Raw genomic sequence first — 18,365 nt, forward strand, 5'->3', positions numbered from 1 at the left:
GCGAATGCCGGCTTTTTTAATGGCGATAGCTTTTTCTTATGGGTGGCGCACGATGAGTAATCTCTTACCCGAACAGTATGCTAATACAGCACTTCCCACCCTCCCCGACCAGCCTGATAACCCGGGCGTCTGGCCACCACATGAGCTGACCTGCGCGCATATCAAAGCCCACATGGAGGTTTTCCATCGCTGGCTGGGTAACGCATTTGACGCAGGCATTTCGGCCGAACAGCTCATTGAAGCGCGCACCGAATTTATCGACCAGCTCCTGCAACGTCTGTGGATCGACTACGGTTTCGGACAGGTGAGCGACGTCGCGCTGGTTGCGGTCGGCGGCTATGGCCGGGGTGAACTGCATCCACTCTCTGATATCGACCTGCTGATCTTAAGCCGTAAAAAACTGCCGGACGATCGGGCGCAGAAAATCGGTGAACTGTTGACCCTGCTCTGGGACGTAAAGCTGGAAGTGGGCCACAGCGTACGCACGCTGGAAGAGTGTCTGCTGGAAGGGTTATCTGACCTGACCGTCGCCACCAACCTGATTGAAACCCGCCTGCTGATTGGCGACGTTGCGCTGTTCCTCGAACTGCAAAAGCACATCTTTAGCGACGGCTTCTGGCCTTCGGAAAAATTCTTCGCCGCGAAAGTCGAAGAACAAAACCAGCGCCACCAGCGCTATCACGGTACCAGCTATAATCTCGAACCGGATATTAAAAGCAGCCCCGGTGGCCTGCGCGATATCCACACGCTGCAATGGGTCGCCCGTCGCCATTTTGGGGCAACATCGCTGGACGAAATGGTCGGGTTTGGTTTTCTGACCGAAGCCGAACGTAACGAACTCAATGAGTGTCTGCATCTGCTGTGGCGCATCCGTTTTGCCCTGCACCTGGAAGTCACCCGCTACGATAACCGCCTGCTGTTTGACCGACAGCTCAGCGTGGCGCAGCGCCTGAATTACCAGGGCGAGGGCAACGAGCCGGTCGAGCAAATGATGAAGGATTTCTTCCGCGTCACCCGCCGCGTCTCTGAGCTAAACCAGATGCTGTTACAGCTGTTCGATGAGGCGATCCTCGCGCTGACGGCAGACGAAAAACCGCGTCCGATTGATGACGAATTTCAGCTGCGCGGCACGCTTATCGATCTGCGCGACGAAACGTTGTTCATTCGCGAACCGGAAGCGATCCTGCGAATGTTCTACACCATGGTGCGCAACAGCACGATCACCGGGATCTACTCCACCACCCTGCGTCATCTGCGCCATGCACGACGCCATCTGAAGCAGCCGCTGTGTTACATCCCGGAGGCGCGCTCGCTGTTCCTGAGCATGCTTCGTCATCCGGGCGCCGTCAGCCGCGGTCTGCTGCCGATGCACCGTCACAGCGTATTGTGGGCCTATATGCCCCAGTGGTCGCATATTGTCGGGCAGATGCAGTTCGACCTGTTTCACGCCTATACGGTAGATGAGCACACAATCCGCGTCATGCTGAAGCTGGAAAGCTTCGCTAAAGAAGAGACGCGATCCCGCCATCCGCTGTGCGTTGATCTGTGGCCACGTCTGGCGCACCCGGAGCTGATCCTGATCGCCGCCCTGTTCCATGATATCGCCAAAGGTCGCGGCGGCGACCACTCCGTACTCGGTGCCCAGGACGTGCTGAAATTTGCCGAGCTGCACGGCCTGAACTCGCGTGAAACGCAGCTTATCGCCTGGCTGGTTCGCCATCATCTGCTGATGTCAGTTACCGCTCAGCGTCGTGATATTCAGGATCCGGAAGTGATCAAGCAGTTCGCCGAGGAAGTGCAAACGGAGAACCGCCTGCGCTACCTGGTCTGCCTGACGGTAGCCGATATCTGCGCCACCAACGAAACCCTGTGGAACAGCTGGAAGCAGAGCCTGCTGCGCGAACTCTACTTCGCCACCGAAAAACAGCTGCGTCGCGGGATGCAGAACACCCCCGACATGCGCGAGCGTGTGCGCCACCATCAGTTGCAGGCGCTGGCTCTGCTGCGCATGGATAACATCAACGAAGAGGCGCTGCATCAGATTTGGGCGCGCTGTCGCGCCAACTACTTTGTGCGCCACAGCCCAAACCAGCTTGCCTGGCACGCCCGGCATCTGCTGAAGCACGACCTGACAAAACCGATGATTCTGCTCAGCCCGCAGGCCACGCGCGGCGGGACAGAGATCTTTATCTGGAGTCCGGACCGGCCTTATTTGTTTGCAGCGGTCTGTGCCGAGCTGGACAGGCGTAACCTGAGCGTGCACGACGCGCAGATTTTTACCACCCGCGACGGCATGGCGATGGACACCTTTATTGTGCTGGAGCCGGACGGCAGCCCGCTGTCGTCGGACAGGCATGAGGGGATACGCTTTGGCCTCGAGCAGGCGATTACGCAGCGCAGCTGGCAACCTCCGCAGCCGCGTCGTCAGGCGGCAAAACTGCGCCACTTTACCGTCGATACCGAGGTCAATTTCCTGCCGACCCATACCGACCGTAAATCGTTCCTTGAGCTGATTGCGCTCGACCAGCCAGGGCTGCTCGCCCGCGTCGGTCAGGTTTTTGCCGATCTGGGAATTTCGCTTCACGGCGCCCGAATTACAACCATTGGCGAACGAGTAGAAGATTTATTTATAATCGCGACGGCCGACCGGCGTGCCCTTAATAATGACCTGCAACTTGAAGTGCAACAACGGTTGACAGCAGCCCTCAATCCAAACGATAAAGGGTGACGTGTTTTTTAGTGAAATGGAAAGAGTAAACAATGCAGCAGTTACAGAACGTTATTGAGTCCGCTTTTGAGCGTCGCGCCGACATCACTCCGGCAAATGTGGATACCGTGACCCGTGAAGCGGTAAACCAGGTTATTTCCCTGCTGGATTCCGGCGCGCTGCGCGTGGCAGAAAAAATCGACGGTCAGTGGGTTACTCATCAATGGCTGAAGAAAGCTGTGCTGCTCTCTTTCCGTATCAACGATAACCAGGTTATCGACGGAGCAGAAAGCCGCTACTTCGATAAAGTGCCAATGAAATTTGCGGATTACGACGAAGCGCGCTTCCAGAAAGAGGGCTTCCGCGTAGTACCACCCGCGGCCGTTCGTCAGGGTGCCTTCATCGCACGCAACACCGTGCTGATGCCATCCTACGTGAACATCGGCGCCTACGTTGACGAAGGCACCATGGTGGACACCTGGGCTACCGTCGGCTCCTGCGCGCAGATCGGTAAAAACGTTCACCTGTCCGGCGGTGTGGGCATCGGTGGCGTTCTTGAGCCACTTCAGGCTAACCCAACCATCATCGAAGACAACTGCTTCATCGGCGCACGTTCCGAAGTGGTTGAAGGCGTGATCGTCGAAGAAGGTTCTGTGATCTCCATGGGCGTTTATATTGGCCAGAGCACCCGTATTTACGATCGCGAAACCGGTGAAATTCACTACGGCCGCGTTCCAGCTGGTTCCGTTGTGGTTTCCGGCAACCTGCCGTCTAAAGATGGCAAATACAGCCTGTATTGCGCGGTCATCGTGAAAAAAGTGGACGCGAAAACGCGCGGTAAAGTGGGCATCAATGAACTGCTGCGCACCATCGATTAATCGGGTATAACAAAAAGCGGGGGCAACCCCGCTTTTTTTATATCCGAAGGTGGCGAAAATAGATTTTTTCGTTAATTATTCATAGGTTATGTTGAGATCAAGGGTACCGCTATGTACGATAATCTGAAAAGTCTGGGCATTACCAATCCTGATGAAATTGATCGTTATAGTCTCCGTCAGGAAGCCAATAACGATATTTTGAAAATCTATTTTCACAAGGACAAAGGAGAGTTCTTCGCCAAAAGCGTGAAGTTTAAATACCCTCGCCAGCGTAAGACCGTTGTCGCTGACGGTATCGGTCAGGGATATAAAGAAGTACAGGAAATCAGCCCTAACCTGCGCTACGTGATCGACGAACTCGATCAAATCTGCCAGCGCGACCGCAGCGAAGTCGATCTGAAACGTAAGATCCTTGACGACCTGCGTCACCTGGAAAGCGTAGTCACCAATAAGATCAGCGAGATTGAAGCGGATCTTGAGAAATTGACGCGTAACAAATGAGCCGTTTTATTGCCCGGTGGCGCTTCGCTTACCGGGCCTATGAACGCATGTAGGCCGGGTAAGGCGAAGCCGCCACCCGGCAAACAGCATCATCTCTGTTCATCCAGCTGCAACGCCACATACAGCAATAGCCGGTCGTCAAAATTCCCTAAATCCAGCCCCGTCAGTTCCGAGATCCGGTTTAGCCGATACTCCAGCGTATTACGGTGAATAAACAGCGCTTTTGACGTTGCCAGCGGCTGCACGTTATGCCGGAACCATGCCTGCAACGTGCGGCGCAGCAGCCCGTTGTTGTCCATCGCTTTCAGACGCACAAGCGGACGCGCCAGCTCGTTGGCCTGCCAGCCACCGCGCAGGCTGTCGAGCAGGACCGGCAGCATCAGATCCTGATAGAAATAACTGCGGCTCTCCGGCATGCGCTGTTTCCCTACCATCATGGTGGTGCGCGCCGTTCGCCATGAACGGGCAATACTTCCCGGCCCGGTAAAGTAATTTCCCAGCGCGACGCGAAAACGGAGCTGTCCGTTCTCCTTCATGCGCTCGATGAGCAGCTCAACGCGGCGACGATGATCTTCCGCGTCCCAGCGACCAAACTGATTAAGCGCAGGCTTGAGCACCACCATTTCCGTCAAAGAGACAATCGCCACCAGGTTGTTACGCTCCGGCGTCGCCAGCATGTTTTGCAGCTGCTGTAGCTCCACCATGGCGCTGTCCACACCAAGCTGGCCGCTATCCACCTCAATAACGGCGACTACGCGCGGCTGATTCAGGTCGATACCCAGACGCTGCGCCCATTCGCTCAGGGCAGGCGTGTGCTCCTCCGCCTGAATCAAATTCATCACCAGCTCTTCACGCAAGCGGCTGTCCTGGGCGAGCAGATGCATCAGACGCGACTGCTCCAGCATCATCTCCGCCGTCATGCAGACCAGCTCGCCGTATTTACGCAGCGATTCAGGATCGCCGGTCAGACCGATAACGCCAACAATCTCTCCTTCCAGACGCAGCGGCAGGTTGATCCCCTGACGGACCCCGTGGAGATGTTTCGCCACGGCGTCATCGATATCGACCACGCGCCCCTGAGAGAGCACCAGCAACGCCCCTTCGTGCAATTCCCCAATACGCTCACGATCGCCGCTGCCGATAATGCGCCCACGGGCATCCATTACGTTGATATTGGTATCAATGATGCGCATGGTTCGCGCCACGATATCCTGCGCCATTTTGGTATCAAGATGCCAGCCAGCCATATAACCCTCCCGTGAGCAGAGCTCAAGAATAGGGAAGTTCAGCTAAGGCTGCATTGTGCAGATGCCCAAAGGCAGAGAGAGATGTATGGATTTGTGGGAAAGGTCACAGAAAAGAGAAAGCCCCTGCGAACAGGGGCTTAAGAAGATTACTGCATCAGGAGATAAATAGAGGTATCACCACGCTGAATATTCAGTGCCAGCACGGACGGCTTGCTGTCGAGAATTTTGCGCAGTTCAGCGATGTTTTTCACCGGCTGCTGGTTAGCGCCCATGATCACATCACCTTTTTTCAGGCCGATACGGGCAGCAGGTGAGTTCGCTTTCACGTTGTTCACCACCACGCCTTTATCTGCCCCTTTGTTGCTCATTTCAGCACCTTCAATACCGCTGAAGATGGTGCTGGAATCCACCTGATTCTGACTGCTCTGTTGCAGTTCCAGGCTCACGTTAACCGGCTTACCTTCACGCAGCAGGCCGAGGGTCACTTTACTGCCGATTGGCATAGAACCCACTTCCGCACGCAGGGCGGCAAAGCTGCTGATCGGCTTACCGTTCAGAGAGGTGATCACGTCACCCGCTTTAATGCCGGCTTTCGCCGCCGAAGAGTTCGGCATGACCTGGCTTACGAATGCGCCGCGCTGAGCGTCCACTTTCATCGCTTTCGCCAGCTCGGAGTTCAGTTCGGTACCCATGATCCCCAGCTCACCGCGTTTCACCTGTCCATATTGCACCATCTGTGCAGTCAGGTTTTTCACCATGTTGCTCGGGATAGCAAAGCCGATACCGATGTTGCCACCGTCCGGTGCCAGGATAGCGGTGTTGATACCGATCAGCTCACCGTTCAGGTTAACCAGCGCACCGCCGGAGTTACCACGGTTAATGGCCGCATCCGTCTGAATGAAGTTTTCATAGTTTTCCGCATTCAGGCCGCTACGTCCCAGCGCAGAGACGATACCCGAGGTCACGGTTTCGCCCAGACCAAATGGGTTACCGATGGCGACGGTGTAGTCACCCACGCGCAGCGCGTCAGAGTCGGCAAGCTTAATCGCCGTCAGGTTCTTCGGATCCTGGATTTGAATCAGCGCGATATCGGAGCGCGGGTCTTTACCAACCACTTTGGCATCGAATTTACGGCCATCGCTCATCTGCACCTTAATGGTGTTAGCATTATCTACCACGTGGTTATTGGTCACCACGTAGCCTTTCGCTGCATCAATAATAACGCCCGAGCCGAGTGCCATGAATTTCTGCTGCTGGCCGCCGCCCTGACCGTCATCCCCTGCGCCGCCGCCCTGACAGAACGGAGAACTCTGGAATGGCGAGCCGTCCTGGCAGAATGGCGAATTATCGCCGAAGAACTGCTGGAAATTACGCGGCATACGCGGCGTATTGACGGTCGTGCTGCCCTCAACGTTGATACTCACCACCGATGGCATCACTTTTTCGAGCATCGGGGCCAGGCTTGGCATCTGCTGCGCAGTCGCTGCCGAGGAAGCTGTCTCGGCCGCCATCGCCAGAGGGGACAGCGCTAAACCTAAACTCAGAGCCAGTGCACTCATTGCTAATGTGGTTTTTTTCATGTTTCTCAATCTCGATTTACCAGATAACGCAAAATTGCTGTGTAACTCAGATTCGTTTTATACCGCTTAGTTCCGGGATTAAGTTTATGGAAAAAGTAAAAATTTATTGGTCGTCTTTACAAAACTCATGGCTTATTCAACGGCCATAAGCTTGCGGTATTCATCCCAGGCATACAAATCTGTCATCCCGCTGATATAGTCCTGGATAAGACGACAGCGATAATAATATTCCATGACTGCCCATTGGGAAGAATGGCGATCTATTTTACTGACGGCTTCAATGTATGCCAGCCGGTGGCGGGTTGAAAGCTTCTGATAGAGACGAGATTCAATCGGCAGGCGGCGAACACGTTCATTATTTGCCAGCTCGCTAAACTCATCGACCGTCAGCTGGAGCAGCGGGCCATAAATCTCCAGCAACCCGCTGATAACCCGGTATCCTTGCAGCTCCAGCTGCTCGACATCCGGGTGGCTGAAAACATGGCGAACAGCCACGTTTTTATATAATTCAAGAAGCTGACTAAAACTGCTCTCATCTTCCAGCAGGGCGTGATTAAATTCCCCGCTAAATATCATCGGCAAATTATCAATGAAACGGGCGGCCGCATACGGCACCAGTTTATTCAGCGTGTTCACCCGCAAATACATAAAGAACTGATCTTCGGTACTGCGGCTCAGCGAATTTGAACGCGATTTATCCCAGGCATTCTCGACGACCTGCGCAAACAGAGAACCTTTTTCATGCTCTCCCCAGGCATCATGAAGATGCTGATACAGCTCCTCGACGCTGAATATTCTTTTTTCCACCGCGTCTTCCAGATCGGCCACGCAATAAGAAATGTCATCAGCCGCTTCCATAATCCATGTCAATGGAAAACGGCCATTAGGGGTCAGAGACAGTTCTTTACGCAACCGCGCGATGTATGCTTCTTCCGATAAGTAATAGCCCGGTTTTTTCATCAGGTAGCTATGCGTGGCGGGCGTTTCTCCGGTCCACCATGCGGGACGCGTGTATTTAAGAATACAGCCCACCTGGGCCCAGGTCAGATTCATCCGCATCAGGGAGTGCACCAGACGGATCCCCTGCGCGTTACCTTCGAAATGACACAGATCCTGGCGCACCTTACGGCGCAGATCGTTCAGGCTATCTTCGCCTTCACGCAGGCATAAATCGCGTACCACACAGCGGTCATCGCTGAGCGGCTGGCTTATGGCGTCAGAGGGAAAAAGCCGCTGTTTAAACCAGTCATTGATGGCGGCCTCGCCGAAATGACCAAAGGGAGGATTGCCGATATCGTGCATCAGGCAGGCCATCTCAACGATGCTTTCGAACGGCCCGGTCAGTTCATCCAGTCCGTAGGTTTCCAGCAGACGTTGCTCTTTGAGACGGCTGAGGATCTCTTTCGCAATGTAGCGCCCCACCTGCTGCACTTCCATGGAGTGCGTTAACCGCGTACGCACCGCGGCGTTACGCTCCAGCGGGAACACCTGGGTTTTTTGCTGTAACCGACGGATGGCGGGCGAGTTGATGATGCGTCCGCGATCGCTTTCGAAAATGCGCAGGATCTCATGTTCGCTCTTATCGCCCTGTGGCGAACGGAAACGTCGGTGCCAGTTAATTTTGGTGCGAAAATCGATTGGTGCCATGTGCTCCCCCGCGTGAGAATGCGTTTCCCCTTAACCGCATGATAGACTATGCATCTTAACAAGGCACATCGCGAGTAAATCTATGAAAATCGGCATTATTGGTGCAATGGAAGAAGAAGTTACGCTGCTGCGTGACAAAATTGAGAACCGTCAGACCCTCTCCCTCGGTGGCTGTGAGATCTACACCGGCCAGTTGAACGGTGTTGACGTGGCTCTGCTGAAATCAGGCATCGGTAAAGTTGCAGCGGCACTGGGCGCGACCCTGCTGCTTGAGCGCTGCAAGCCTGACGTTATCATTAATACGGGTTCTGCGGGCGGTCTGGCGCCGACGCTGAAAGTGGGCGATATCGTGGTTTCCGACGAAGCGCGTTATCACGATGCAGATGTCACCGCATTCGGCTACGAATATGGTCAGCTTCCGGGCTGCCCGGCCGGGTTTAAAGCGGATGATCAGCTGATTGCCGCCGCTGAAAGCTGCATTAACGAGCTGAACCTCAATGCGGTGCGTGGCCTGATCGTCAGCGGCGATGCCTTTATCAACGGTTCTGTCGGTCTGGCGAAAATCCGTCATAACTTCCCGCAGGCTGTGGCCGTGGAGATGGAAGCCACGGCCATCGCGCACGTATGCCATAACTTCAGCGTGCCGTTCGTGGTCGTTCGCGCGATCTCTGACGTGGCGGACCAGCAGTCCCACATCAGCTTCGACGAATTCCTGGCCGTTGCGGCCAAACAGTCCACCGTGATGGTGGAAACCCTGGTGCAGAAACTGGCGCGTGGGTAAGGTGTCATTCAGGGCGCTGGCCGCCCTGCTTCTGCTCGCTCCGGCCTGGCTCATCGCCGCGCCGCGGGTGATCACTCTCTCCCCTGCCAATACGGAACTGGCGTTTGCCGCCGGGATCACGCCCGTTGCGGTGAGCAGCTTTTCCGATTATCCACCGCAGGCCGCCCATATCGAACAGGTTGCCACCTGGCAGGGAATGAACCTGGAACGCATCGTGGCGCTGAAGCCCGATCTGGTCCTCGCCTGGCGCGGCGGTAATGCCGAACGGCAGGTGAACCAGCTATCTTCGCTGGGAATAACGGTAAAATGGGTGGACGCGGTGAGCATCGAACAGGTGGCGCAAACCCTCCGTGACCTCGCGCCCTTCAGCCCTACCCCCCAACGCGCCGGGCAGGCTGCACAGCAGATGCTCAACGACTATGCCGCGCTAAAAGCCCGATACGGCACGCAACCGAAACAACGCGTTTTTCTGCAATTTGGCAGCCAGCCGCTGTTCACTACCGGGAAAGGCTCGATCCAGAACCAGGTGCTTGAAACCTGTGGAGGTGAAAATATCTTTGCCGAAAGCCGGGTTCCCTGGCCCCAGGTCAGTCGTGAGCAGGTTCTTGCGCGACAACCGCAGGCCATTGTGGTGGTCGGAAATGCGAGCGAGATTCCTAAAATAGAACAATTCTGGCATCGGCAGCTTAAAATTCCGGTCATCGCACTCAACAGCGACTGGTTTGAACGCGCCAGCCCGCGTATTATCCTCGCCGCAAAACAACTCTGCGCCGAACTGGCAGAGAGTCACTCAAACAGATAAATACCCCCTTCGAGGATTTAACGATGCTCGTGTATTGGCTGGATATTCTTGGCACAGCCGTTTTTGCTATCTCCGGCGTTTTGCTTGCCGGAAAACTGCGCATGGACCCTTTTGGCGTACTGGTACTCGGCGTTGTTACGGCGGTGGGAGGCGGAACGATCCGCGATATGGCGCTGGCAAATGGCCCGGTATTTTGGGTAAAAGATCCCACGGATCTGGTGGTGGCGATGGTCACCTGCCTGTTAACCATCGTGCTGGTTCGTCAGCCTCGCAGACTGCCAAAATGGATATTGCCGGTGCTGGATGCCGTCGGTCTGGCGGTCTTTGTGGGAATAGGCGTGAATAAAGCCTTTATTGCCGGGACTGGCCCGCTGGTGGCGATCTGTATGGGCGTGTTAACCGGCGTGGGCGGAGGGATTATTCGCGACATACTGGCGCGAGAAGTCCCGATGATCCTGCGAACGGAAATCTACGCGACGGCCTGTATCATCGGGGGGATTGTTCACGCCACGGCGTATTACACCTTTGCTGTCCCGCTGGAGAATGCGGCGATGCTGGGGATGGTGGTCACGCTGGTGATCCGTTTAGCGGCGATACGCTGGCACCTGAAGCTGCCGACGTTTGCGCTGGATGAAAATTCAAGATAGGCGTCGTTTATAAGCCCGGTAGCGCTTCGCTTACCGGGCCTACAATCTGCATTCAGGCTTAAATACTGAACGAAGAACCACACCCGCAGGTGCTGGTCGCATTCGGGTTAGTCACCACAAAGCGCGAACCTTCCAGACCTTCAGTGTAGTCCACTGAACCGCCCACCAGATATTGCAGGCTCATCGGGTCAACCACCAGCGCGACGCCCTGTTTCTCGATAGTCATATCACCATCGTTAACCTGATCGTCAAAGGTAAAACCATACTGGAAGCCACTACAGCCGCCGCCGGTAATATAAACACGCAGTTTCAGATCCGGATTGTCCTCGTCGGCAATCAGGGTTTTCACTTTTTTCGCTGCTGCTTCGGTAAATTCCAGCGGCAACGCTACGTCATCACTCATCTTATGCTCCCATGAATACTGCGACTGCTATTGGGCAAAAATCACCCAATTCTTTTTGTCATTATCTAATACCCTGGTAATTCATTCAAGTATTCTGCTTCAGGGCCTGTTCAGCTTCCTGTTTCGCCAGGGTACGGGCAAGAATGGTGGAGTATAGCGGTTTTCCACCCAGGAATTGGGCTAATAGTGTCGCGCCGAGACAGGTAATGATCATTGGCAAAATGAGCTGGTAATTGTCGGTCATTTCCAGCACCAGTACGATCCCGGTCAGCGGCGCGCGCAGGGAGGCCGCCAGCAGCGCCCCCATTCCCGCAACCGCAAACGTCCCCGCCTCCAGATGGTAGGCCGGGAAACCTGCCGCCGCCGCCATCCCGAACGCCGTACCCAGCAGCGTCCCCAGTGCCAGCATCGGAGCGAAAATGCCGCCCGGGGCGCCAGAGGAGAAGCACAATACCGTGGTGATGACGCGTGAAATAAACATAAACAGCAGCAGGCCTACGCTGAAATTCCCCGCCGCGGCAATGGGAATCAGGCCGAAACCGCCGCCCGCCGCATTAGGTTCGATAAAGCCGAGGATCCCGCACACGCCGCCAAGCAGGCCTCCCACCAGCACCCATTTCGTGGTATTTCCGCCATGGATGCGCTGAAACATATCCTGCGCCCGTAAAATCAGGGTGTTAAAAAGCGGGCCGACGACGCCAAAAATCATCCCAAGAACCAGATACAGCCATAAAGTATTGACCGGCGCATTGGTCAGCTTGCCAACTTCAATCACCGCTCCTTCGCCGTTAAAGACGCGAAAGACAATGCTCGACATAATCACGCCGGTAAACACCGCTTTAATGGAGATCAGGTTGTAGCGGAACTGGGCGCGCATCTCTTCAATGATAAACAGGATACCCGCCAGCGGCGCGTTAAACGCCGCAGACAGCCCCGCTGCGGCCCCCGTCGCCAGCAGCGTATGCCGTGCTTCGGCGCTGCGCATACGGAACAGATCGCCGACCATGCGCCCGACGTTACCGCCCAGCTGTACCGTTGGCCCTTCCCGACCGAGCACCATGCCCGCCCCGAGGGTTCCCATCCCGCCGATAAATTTCACAGGAAGCACCCGCCACCAGCGAACCGGGCGTAGCTCCTCCAGCGCCCCCTCAATTTCAGGGATCCCCGAGCCACCTGCTTCAGGTGCGAATTTACGCACCAGAAAATACCCCACCATGGCAAACAGCGCCGAAAGGCCAAAGGCCCACACCCAGACCAGCCATTCCCGATCGGCAAAGCTGGCGACGGTACCTATGCGCCAGTTGAGCACCGCGTTGACCGCTTTCTCGAATGCGACCCCCACCAGCCCGGCCAGCGTACCGACCACGGCGGCTGCCAGCAGAATGGCTAACGGGGTTTTGTCACGGTTGAGCAGCCGCCGGATACTGACCCGGTGCTTCGCGCGCGTAAACTGTTGTTGTTCAAAAGAAGGTGTGTTCTCGTTCATTACCTGTTCTGTTTCGTCATACAAAAGGCCGCAGGGATTCTACCAGAGACAATCCCCTCGTCCCCTGAAAAATACTTAACAATTGTTAAGCCTTCTGAGGGGCAAAAATTTTATAACCTCTTCCGAATCACTTAGAATAGTTGCCTTAACTTATTTCTACGAACCAGGAACGACGCCATGAGCAAGTCTGAAAACCTCTACAGCGCAGCCCGCGAGCTAATCCCAGGCGGCGTGAACTCACCCGTGCGCGCCTTTACCGGCGTGGGTGGCACCCCGCTGTTTATCGAACGTGCGGATGGGGCATATCTGTATGATGTGGATGGTAAAGCCTATGTCGATTACGTCGGCTCCTGGGGCCCGATGGTACTGGGGCACAACCACCCGGCGATCCGCAACGCGGTGATTGAAGCCGCTCAGCGCGGCCTGAGCTTCGGCGCGCCAACCGAGATGGAAGTCAAAATGGCGGAGCTGGTCACCGAGCTGGTGCCAACGATGGACATGGTGCGTATGGTGAACTCCGGTACCGAAGCGACCATGAGCGCTATTCGTCTGGCGCGCGGTTTTACCGGTCGTGACAAGATCATCAAGTTCGAAGGTTGTTATCACGGCCACGCCGACTGCCTGCTGGTAAAAGCCGGTTCCGGCGCGCTGACGCTCGGTCAACCGAACTCCCCGGGGGTGCCGGCTGATTTCGCGAAACACACGCTGACCTGCACCTATAACGATCTGAACACCGTTCGCGCCGCGTTCGAGCAGTATCCGCAGGAGATCGCCTGCATCATCGTTGAACCGGTGGCGGGCAACATGAACTGTATTCCACCGCAGCCGGATTTCCTGCCGGGCCTGCGCGCACTGTGCGATGAGTTCGGCGCGTTGCTGATCATCGACGAAGTGATGACCGGTTTCCGCGTCGCGCTGGCGGGAGCACAGTCATACTACGGCGTAGAGCCGGATCTGACCTGCCTCGGCAAAATCATTGGCGGCGGCATGCCTGTCGGCGCGTTTGGCGGCCGTAAGGACGTGATGGACGCGCTGGCGCCAACCGGTCCTGTTTACCAGGCAGGTACGCTCTCCGGTAACCCGATTGCGATGGCGGCGGGCTTTGCCTGTCTGACCGAAGTGGCGCAGCCGGGTATCCACGAAACCCTGACGGACCGGACGACGCAGCTGGCAAACGGCCTGCTGGAAGCCGCAGAAGACGCGGGTATTCCGCTGGTGGTAAACCACGTCGGCGGGATGTTCGGGATTTTCTTCACCGATGCGAAAACCGTGACCTGCTATCAGGACGTGGTGAAATGCGACGTGGAACGCTTCAAACGCTTCTTCCACCTGATGCTGGAAGAAGGCGTGTATCTGGCCCCGTCAGCGTTTGAAGCGGGCTTTATGTCCGTGGCACACAGCGAAGAATATATCAATAACACCATCGACGCAGCGCGTAAGGTGTTTGCGAAGCTGTAAAATGTGCGGCTTGATGCCCTCACCCCAACCCTCTCCCACAGGGGGAGAGGGTTCCCCAGTAATTTGAAAGCAAAAGCGATAACGTTGCCTCAGAATAACTGAGGGCTTTCAGCGATGCCTCGGTCCGGCTGTAAATCGCTGAGGCGTTTCCTGTAGGTCGGGGCGAGGCGCAGGGATGCGCCGAGAGGGCGGGCTTTACAGGGACGTTTCCTCCGCCCGTACCCGATAAGCCGGAAGGAATAAGCCGAAGGTACCGCGAAGCGGCGATTTTCCGCCGGAAGCCCGGGTCGCCAGGGTGGTGGCGACTGAGCCACTCTGGCACGTTCACCGCTCATGTCGTGACAGAGTAGCAAGGAACATAACGTGAACGGAATGACCACCAGAGCCGTATGTTCCCCCTCACCCCAGCCCTCTCCCTCAAGGGAGAGGGGGCCGTCTGTGCAGGCATTATTTTGTGGGGAACCCTCAGCCCACAGGGAGAGGAAGCAAAAACGAAAACGGCAATCTAAGGATTGCCGTTTACTTTTATTACCGACTCTGCTTTCTCAACAGATATATAAAGTACGGCGCGCCGATAAAGGTCGACAGCAGGCCCGCCGGGATCTGATACGGGAACAGCACCATCCTTCCGCACCAGTCAGCAAAGACCAGGATCGCTCCGCCCGTCAGCGCAGAGATCACGATATGCGGCAAAGTCCTGCGGAAGCCCATCATACGGGCGATGTGCGGCGCCATTAATCCGACAAAACTGAGCGGGCCGATAGTCATGGTGGCCGTCGCCGTCAGGCACGCGGCCAGCAGCAACAGGGCGATACGCGTTGGCGTCAGCGCCACCCCGACCGCGCGGGCGGTATCCCCACCCAGCGGCAGAATGGTCATCCAGCGACGGCACAGCGGCACAATCGCCAGCAGTACGATCATCACAATCCCGGTATGCACCACCTGACTGCCGGTGGCGTTGTACGTTGAACCGGAAATCCAGGTCAGGATCTGCGCCATGCGCGGATCGCCGCTCGCCTGCAACATCATCAGCAGCATAGTAAACGCGGTGCTGAGCGCCATCCCGGCCAGCAGCATGCGGTGAGGTGAGAACCCCCCTCGCCCGGAGGCGATCAGGATAATCATCAGCGTGACTGCCGCGCCGATACTCCCGGCAGGCATCAGCCAGCCGAACGCATTTCCCGGCACGAGGAACAACATTAACACTACGCCAAACGCGGCCCCGGAGCTGATCCCTAATACTTCCGGGCTTGCCATCGGGTTGCCGGTGAGACGCTGGATAATACAGCCCGCCACCGCCAGCATGACGCCCGCAATCAGCGCGGAGAAGATCCGCGGCCAGCGCCACTGCATGAGTTCATGCAGCAAATCCCCCGTCGCCCAGTGCCAGCCCGTGGCGTCGCGTCCCAGCGAGAGTGCGGCAAACGAGGCGATAACCAGCACCGCCAGTCCGGCAAGGCTGAACCACACCACCGACTGACGTTCGGCATGTACTTTATCGCCGGCATCCATTGCCGGGGCGCTAATGCTGCGCAGGCGCGGCAACAGCCACAGCAGCAGCGGCGCGCCGATCAGGGCCGTCACCGAGCCCGTGGAAACTTCCATCCAGACGCGCGCCAGCCAGAGAATGAGTTGGTCGGAAAGCCAGAGGATCAGCGCGCCAATCAGCGGAGCCAGCATCAGCCGCGCCAGCAGACGGCGTGCGCCGAGCATTTTTGCCAGCAACGGCGCAAACAGGCCGATAAAACCGATGATGCCGACGGCGTTAACCAGTAACGCACTCAGCACAATCGCCAGGGTCAGGGCCGCCAGACGCGCCAGCGACAGCGCCAGCCCCAGATTGCGCGCCACGCCGTCATCGAGGCCCATCAACGTCAGCGGACGCAGCAGCAGCAGCGTCAGCACCACGCCGCCGAACAGCTGCGGCCACAGGCGCTGGACGATACTCCAGTCGGTCTGGGTGAGCGTGCCGGTACTCCACATAAACATGCTTTGCAGCTGGTCGTGGTGAAACAGCACCAGCAGCTGGTTGATCGCCCCACAGTAGAGGCTGACGACCAGCCCCGCGAGGATCAGCGTGACCGGCGAGAGACGTTTTCCCCAGGCCACGCCAAAGACCAGCGCACCGACCACACATGCGCCTGCCAGCGCGGCAAACTGCGAGGTTAACGCTCCCGGCAGGGTCCAGAGAGTGGTGATGGTGATCCCCAGCTGAGCCCCCGTCGCCACGCCCAGCGTGGTCGGCTCTGCCAGCGGGTTACGCAGCACCTGCTGAAACAGTACGCCCACCAGTCCCAGTCCCGCCCCGACCAGCAGGGAGATAGCCAGACGCGGCAGCAGGCTGTAGTGGAACAGCATTTGCTGAATATTATCGATATCCGGTGCGGCAAACGCGGCTGCCCATTGATCGCGCGGTAACGCCGTGCTCAGGTTAAAGCCGGTTAACATCAGGGCAGCCAGAAAAATGAGCGCTAACAGCAACATTGGGAAACGAGCCATACGCGTGCTCATGCCTTGCCTCCCAGTGCATTGTCCAGCACGCGGGCAAAATGCATTGCCGACAGCGTCGCGCCGTAGAACCATACCGCTGGCGCGCGCAGGAAGCGCTGCTCGCGGACGAACGGCATTGCCTGCCAGAGCGGGGTCGCCATCAGGGTTTGCATCTCGCGCTCGTTCCCGTGATCGAAGCACAGCACGTCCACATCACGAAACGCCGCCAGACGGTCAATACCCACGGCGGTACTGCCCCAGAATGTCATCTCGCCTTCCCAGGCATTGCGAATGCCAAAGCTGTCGAGCACTTCCTGGAACAGACAGTTATTTCCAAAGACCAGCATATGGCGGGCATCCAGCAGGGTTACCATCAGCAAAGGCCGATCGCCACGGTGGGCAAAGCGCGGCTTGAGGGAATCAATCAGCGCATCAAATTCATCGAGATGTTTTTTCGCCTGAGCCTCACGGTTGAGAAACTGCGCCATCTCGTGGATGGAATTTTTTGCCATGGTCAGCGGCTTTTTGCCGTCGCTAAAGGAAAAGCCCCGCCCTGGCGCAATCTTCGCCATGGTCTCTTCCGACGGGCCGTACCCCGCAGACCAGAATAAATAAGACGGTTTCATCTGGGTGAGAAGCTCAAGGTTCGGCTCCGTACGCAGGCCAATGTCGATGACGGAGTCCGGCAGTTTTGGCTCATTCACCCACAGGGTGTAGTTGGGAATATCGGCCACGCCGTAAGGCGTCACGCCAAGCGCCATCATCAGTTCGACGGGCAACCACTCCAGCGCCACGATGCGGTGCGGATCGATAGCGGCAGCGCGGGCCGGGCCCATCTTTAACAGCAGCGGTGAGAGCGCCATGGCCGTCAGCAGGCGACGGCGGCTAATGAATGTTGAATCCAGCATCAGTAGACAAAGCTCACGGGTGCAGCCCCGGCTGGGTGAGGCAGGATGCCCATAGGAATACCGTAGATATGTTCCAGCGTTTCGCTGCGCATCAGTTCGGCAGGCGTACCCTGAGCGATCATTTCACCGCCGCGCAGCGCTACCAGGTAGTCGCAATAGCGTGCCGCCATGTTGATATCATGCAGAACGGCAATCACCGTCAGGCCGCGCTGCTGACTTAAGCGATGCACCAGCGCCAGGACGTCAACCTGATGAGCAATATCCAGCGCCGAAGTGGGTTCGTCGAGCAGCAGGCAGCGGCTGTCCTGCGCCACCAGCATCGCGATCCATGCGCGCTGACGCTCGCCACCGGACAGGCTATCCACCAGACGATGCGCCAGCGGTTTTAACCCAACCAGCGCGATCGCCTCTTCCACTTTCTCTCTGTCAGCGAGGCCAAAACGCCCGAGCGCACCGTGCCACGGATAACGTCCAATCGCCACCAGCTCGCGCACCGTCATCCCCTCCGCCTGCGGCAACTGCTGCGGCAGATAGGCCACCTTGCGGGCAAAGGCCTTACTGTTCCAGCTCGCCAGCGGCTGGTCATCCAGCAATATGTCGCCCTCGGACGGCGGCTGATGACGACCCAGCATCTTCAGCAGCGTCGATTTACCGGAACCATTGTGCCCGATTAAACCGGTCACTTTACCTGCGGGAAACGTCAAAGAGAGCGGATGCAGCAAGGTGCGCCCGGGTACGCGAAAGGAGAGATTGTTAAGCGTGAAGGTGGAGTCGGATTGCGTTTTATTATCCTGCATGTCAGCCAACTTAAATAAAAAGGGCACGGCGAA

Annotated in this window: 15 protein-coding genes; 7 read left to right on the forward strand and 8 right to left on the reverse strand. The window is 57.0% G+C overall.

The features are described from left to right. Positions 1-52: 52 nt before the first annotated feature. From glnD to O1722_RS19040, 3 genes are all read left to right on the forward strand, one after another. Positions 53-2,728 carry a bifunctional uridylyltransferase/uridylyl-removing protein GlnD gene (gene glnD / locus O1722_RS19030; RefSeq protein WP_023295946.1) on the forward strand — a complete coding sequence of 892 codons (2,676 nt, stop codon included), beginning with the start codon at positions 53-55 and terminating at the stop codon, positions 2,726-2,728. 32 nt (positions 2,729-2,760) lie between these two features. Continuing rightward, positions 2,761-3,585: a 2,3,4,5-tetrahydropyridine-2,6-dicarboxylate N-succinyltransferase gene (gene dapD, locus O1722_RS19035; RefSeq protein ID WP_003856214.1), complete on the forward strand. Its 825-nt coding sequence runs from the start codon at positions 2,761-2,763 to the stop codon at positions 3,583-3,585. A gap of 111 nt (positions 3,586-3,696) precedes the next feature. After that, positions 3,697-4,086 carry a DUF3461 family protein gene (locus O1722_RS19040; protein ID WP_015572719.1) on the forward strand — a complete coding sequence of 130 codons (390 nt, stop codon included), beginning with the start codon at positions 3,697-3,699 and terminating at the stop codon, positions 4,084-4,086. A gap of 89 nt (positions 4,087-4,175) precedes the next feature. On the opposite strand, the gene O1722_RS19045 is transcribed toward O1722_RS19040, so the two are convergent. The 3 genes from O1722_RS19045 to dgt form a co-directional block, all read right to left on the reverse strand. Beyond that, complete coding sequence (locus tag O1722_RS19045) at positions 4,176-5,333, reverse strand: CdaR family transcriptional regulator (RefSeq protein WP_003856217.1); 1,158 nt, start codon at positions 5,331-5,333, stop codon at positions 4,176-4,178. Between the two features lie 146 nt (positions 5,334-5,479). Continuing rightward, positions 5,480-6,913, reverse strand: a complete 1,434-nt coding sequence (gene degP / locus O1722_RS19050) for a serine endoprotease DegP (RefSeq protein WP_015572718.1) — start codon at positions 6,911-6,913, stop codon at positions 5,480-5,482. 132 nt (positions 6,914-7,045) lie between these two features. Next, the gene (gene dgt / locus O1722_RS19055) at positions 7,046-8,560 is read right to left on the reverse strand and encodes a dGTPase (RefSeq protein WP_033486485.1); all 1,515 of its coding nucleotides are present in this window, start codon (positions 8,558-8,560) and stop codon (positions 7,046-7,048) included. An 82-nt stretch (positions 8,561-8,642) separates the two neighbouring features. Here dgt and mtnN point away from each other — a divergent pair, with 82 nt between their 5' ends. From mtnN to O1722_RS19070, 3 genes are read left to right on the forward strand one after another with little or no spacing between them, the layout of a single operon-like run. Then, positions 8,643-9,341, forward strand: a complete 699-nt coding sequence (gene mtnN / locus O1722_RS19060; protein ID WP_033486484.1) for a 5'-methylthioadenosine/S-adenosylhomocysteine nucleosidase — start codon at positions 8,643-8,645, stop codon at positions 9,339-9,341. Further along, complete coding sequence (gene btuF, locus O1722_RS19065; protein ID WP_033486483.1) at positions 9,334-10,143, forward strand: vitamin B12 ABC transporter substrate-binding protein BtuF; 810 nt, start codon at positions 9,334-9,336, stop codon at positions 10,141-10,143. Before mtnN ends, btuF begins: the two co-directional genes overlap by 8 nt. 23 nt (positions 10,144-10,166) lie before the next feature. Beyond that, positions 10,167-10,790 (forward strand): TRIC cation channel family protein, encoded by a 624-nt coding sequence (locus O1722_RS19070; RefSeq protein WP_003856227.1) that lies wholly within the window; start codon positions 10,167-10,169, stop codon positions 10,788-10,790. A gap of 58 nt (positions 10,791-10,848) precedes the next feature. Here the strand turns inward: O1722_RS19070 and erpA are convergent, their stop codons facing one another. Both erpA and clcA read right to left on the reverse strand, forming a co-directional pair. After that, the gene (erpA, locus tag O1722_RS19075; RefSeq protein ID WP_003856230.1) at positions 10,849-11,193 is read right to left on the reverse strand and encodes an iron-sulfur cluster insertion protein ErpA; all 345 of its coding nucleotides are present in this window, start codon (positions 11,191-11,193) and stop codon (positions 10,849-10,851) included. An 85-nt stretch (positions 11,194-11,278) separates the two neighbouring features. Then, positions 11,279-12,679, reverse strand: coding sequence for a H(+)/Cl(-) exchange transporter ClcA (gene clcA, locus O1722_RS19080; protein WP_033486481.1), 1,401 nt, complete (start codon positions 12,677-12,679; stop codon positions 11,279-11,281). Positions 12,680-12,856: 177 nt separating this feature from the next. Between clcA and hemL the strand changes: the two genes are divergently transcribed. Beyond that, entirely contained in the window at positions 12,857-14,137 is a 1,281-nt protein-coding gene (gene hemL / locus O1722_RS19085) for a glutamate-1-semialdehyde 2,1-aminomutase (protein WP_058686582.1), read from the forward strand. A gap of 528 nt (positions 14,138-14,665) precedes the next feature. On the opposite strand, the gene fhuB is transcribed toward hemL, so the two are convergent. Genes fhuB through fhuC form a run of 3 tightly spaced genes read right to left on the reverse strand, consistent with a single transcriptional unit; the run spans position 14,666 to position 18,332 of the window. Then, positions 14,666-16,648: a Fe(3+)-hydroxamate ABC transporter permease FhuB gene (fhuB, locus tag O1722_RS19090; protein ID WP_017383744.1), complete on the reverse strand. Its 1,983-nt coding sequence runs from the start codon at positions 16,646-16,648 to the stop codon at positions 14,666-14,668. Next, on the reverse strand, positions 16,645-17,535 hold the full coding sequence (gene fhuD, locus O1722_RS19095) for a Fe(3+)-hydroxamate ABC transporter substrate-binding protein FhuD (protein WP_003856240.1): 891 nt from the start codon (positions 17,533-17,535) through the stop codon (positions 16,645-16,647). The genes fhuB and fhuD overlap by 4 nt, the downstream gene beginning before the upstream one ends. After that, a complete protein-coding gene (gene fhuC / locus O1722_RS19100) occupies positions 17,535-18,332 on the reverse strand; it encodes a Fe3+-hydroxamate ABC transporter ATP-binding protein FhuC (protein WP_033486479.1) in 798 nt (265 codons plus the stop codon). Before fhuC ends, fhuD begins: the two co-directional genes overlap by 1 nt. Positions 18,333-18,365: the final 33 nt, after the last annotated feature.

It is taken from the genome of Enterobacter cloacae complex sp. HYC003_NIDB (assembly GCF_056673375.1).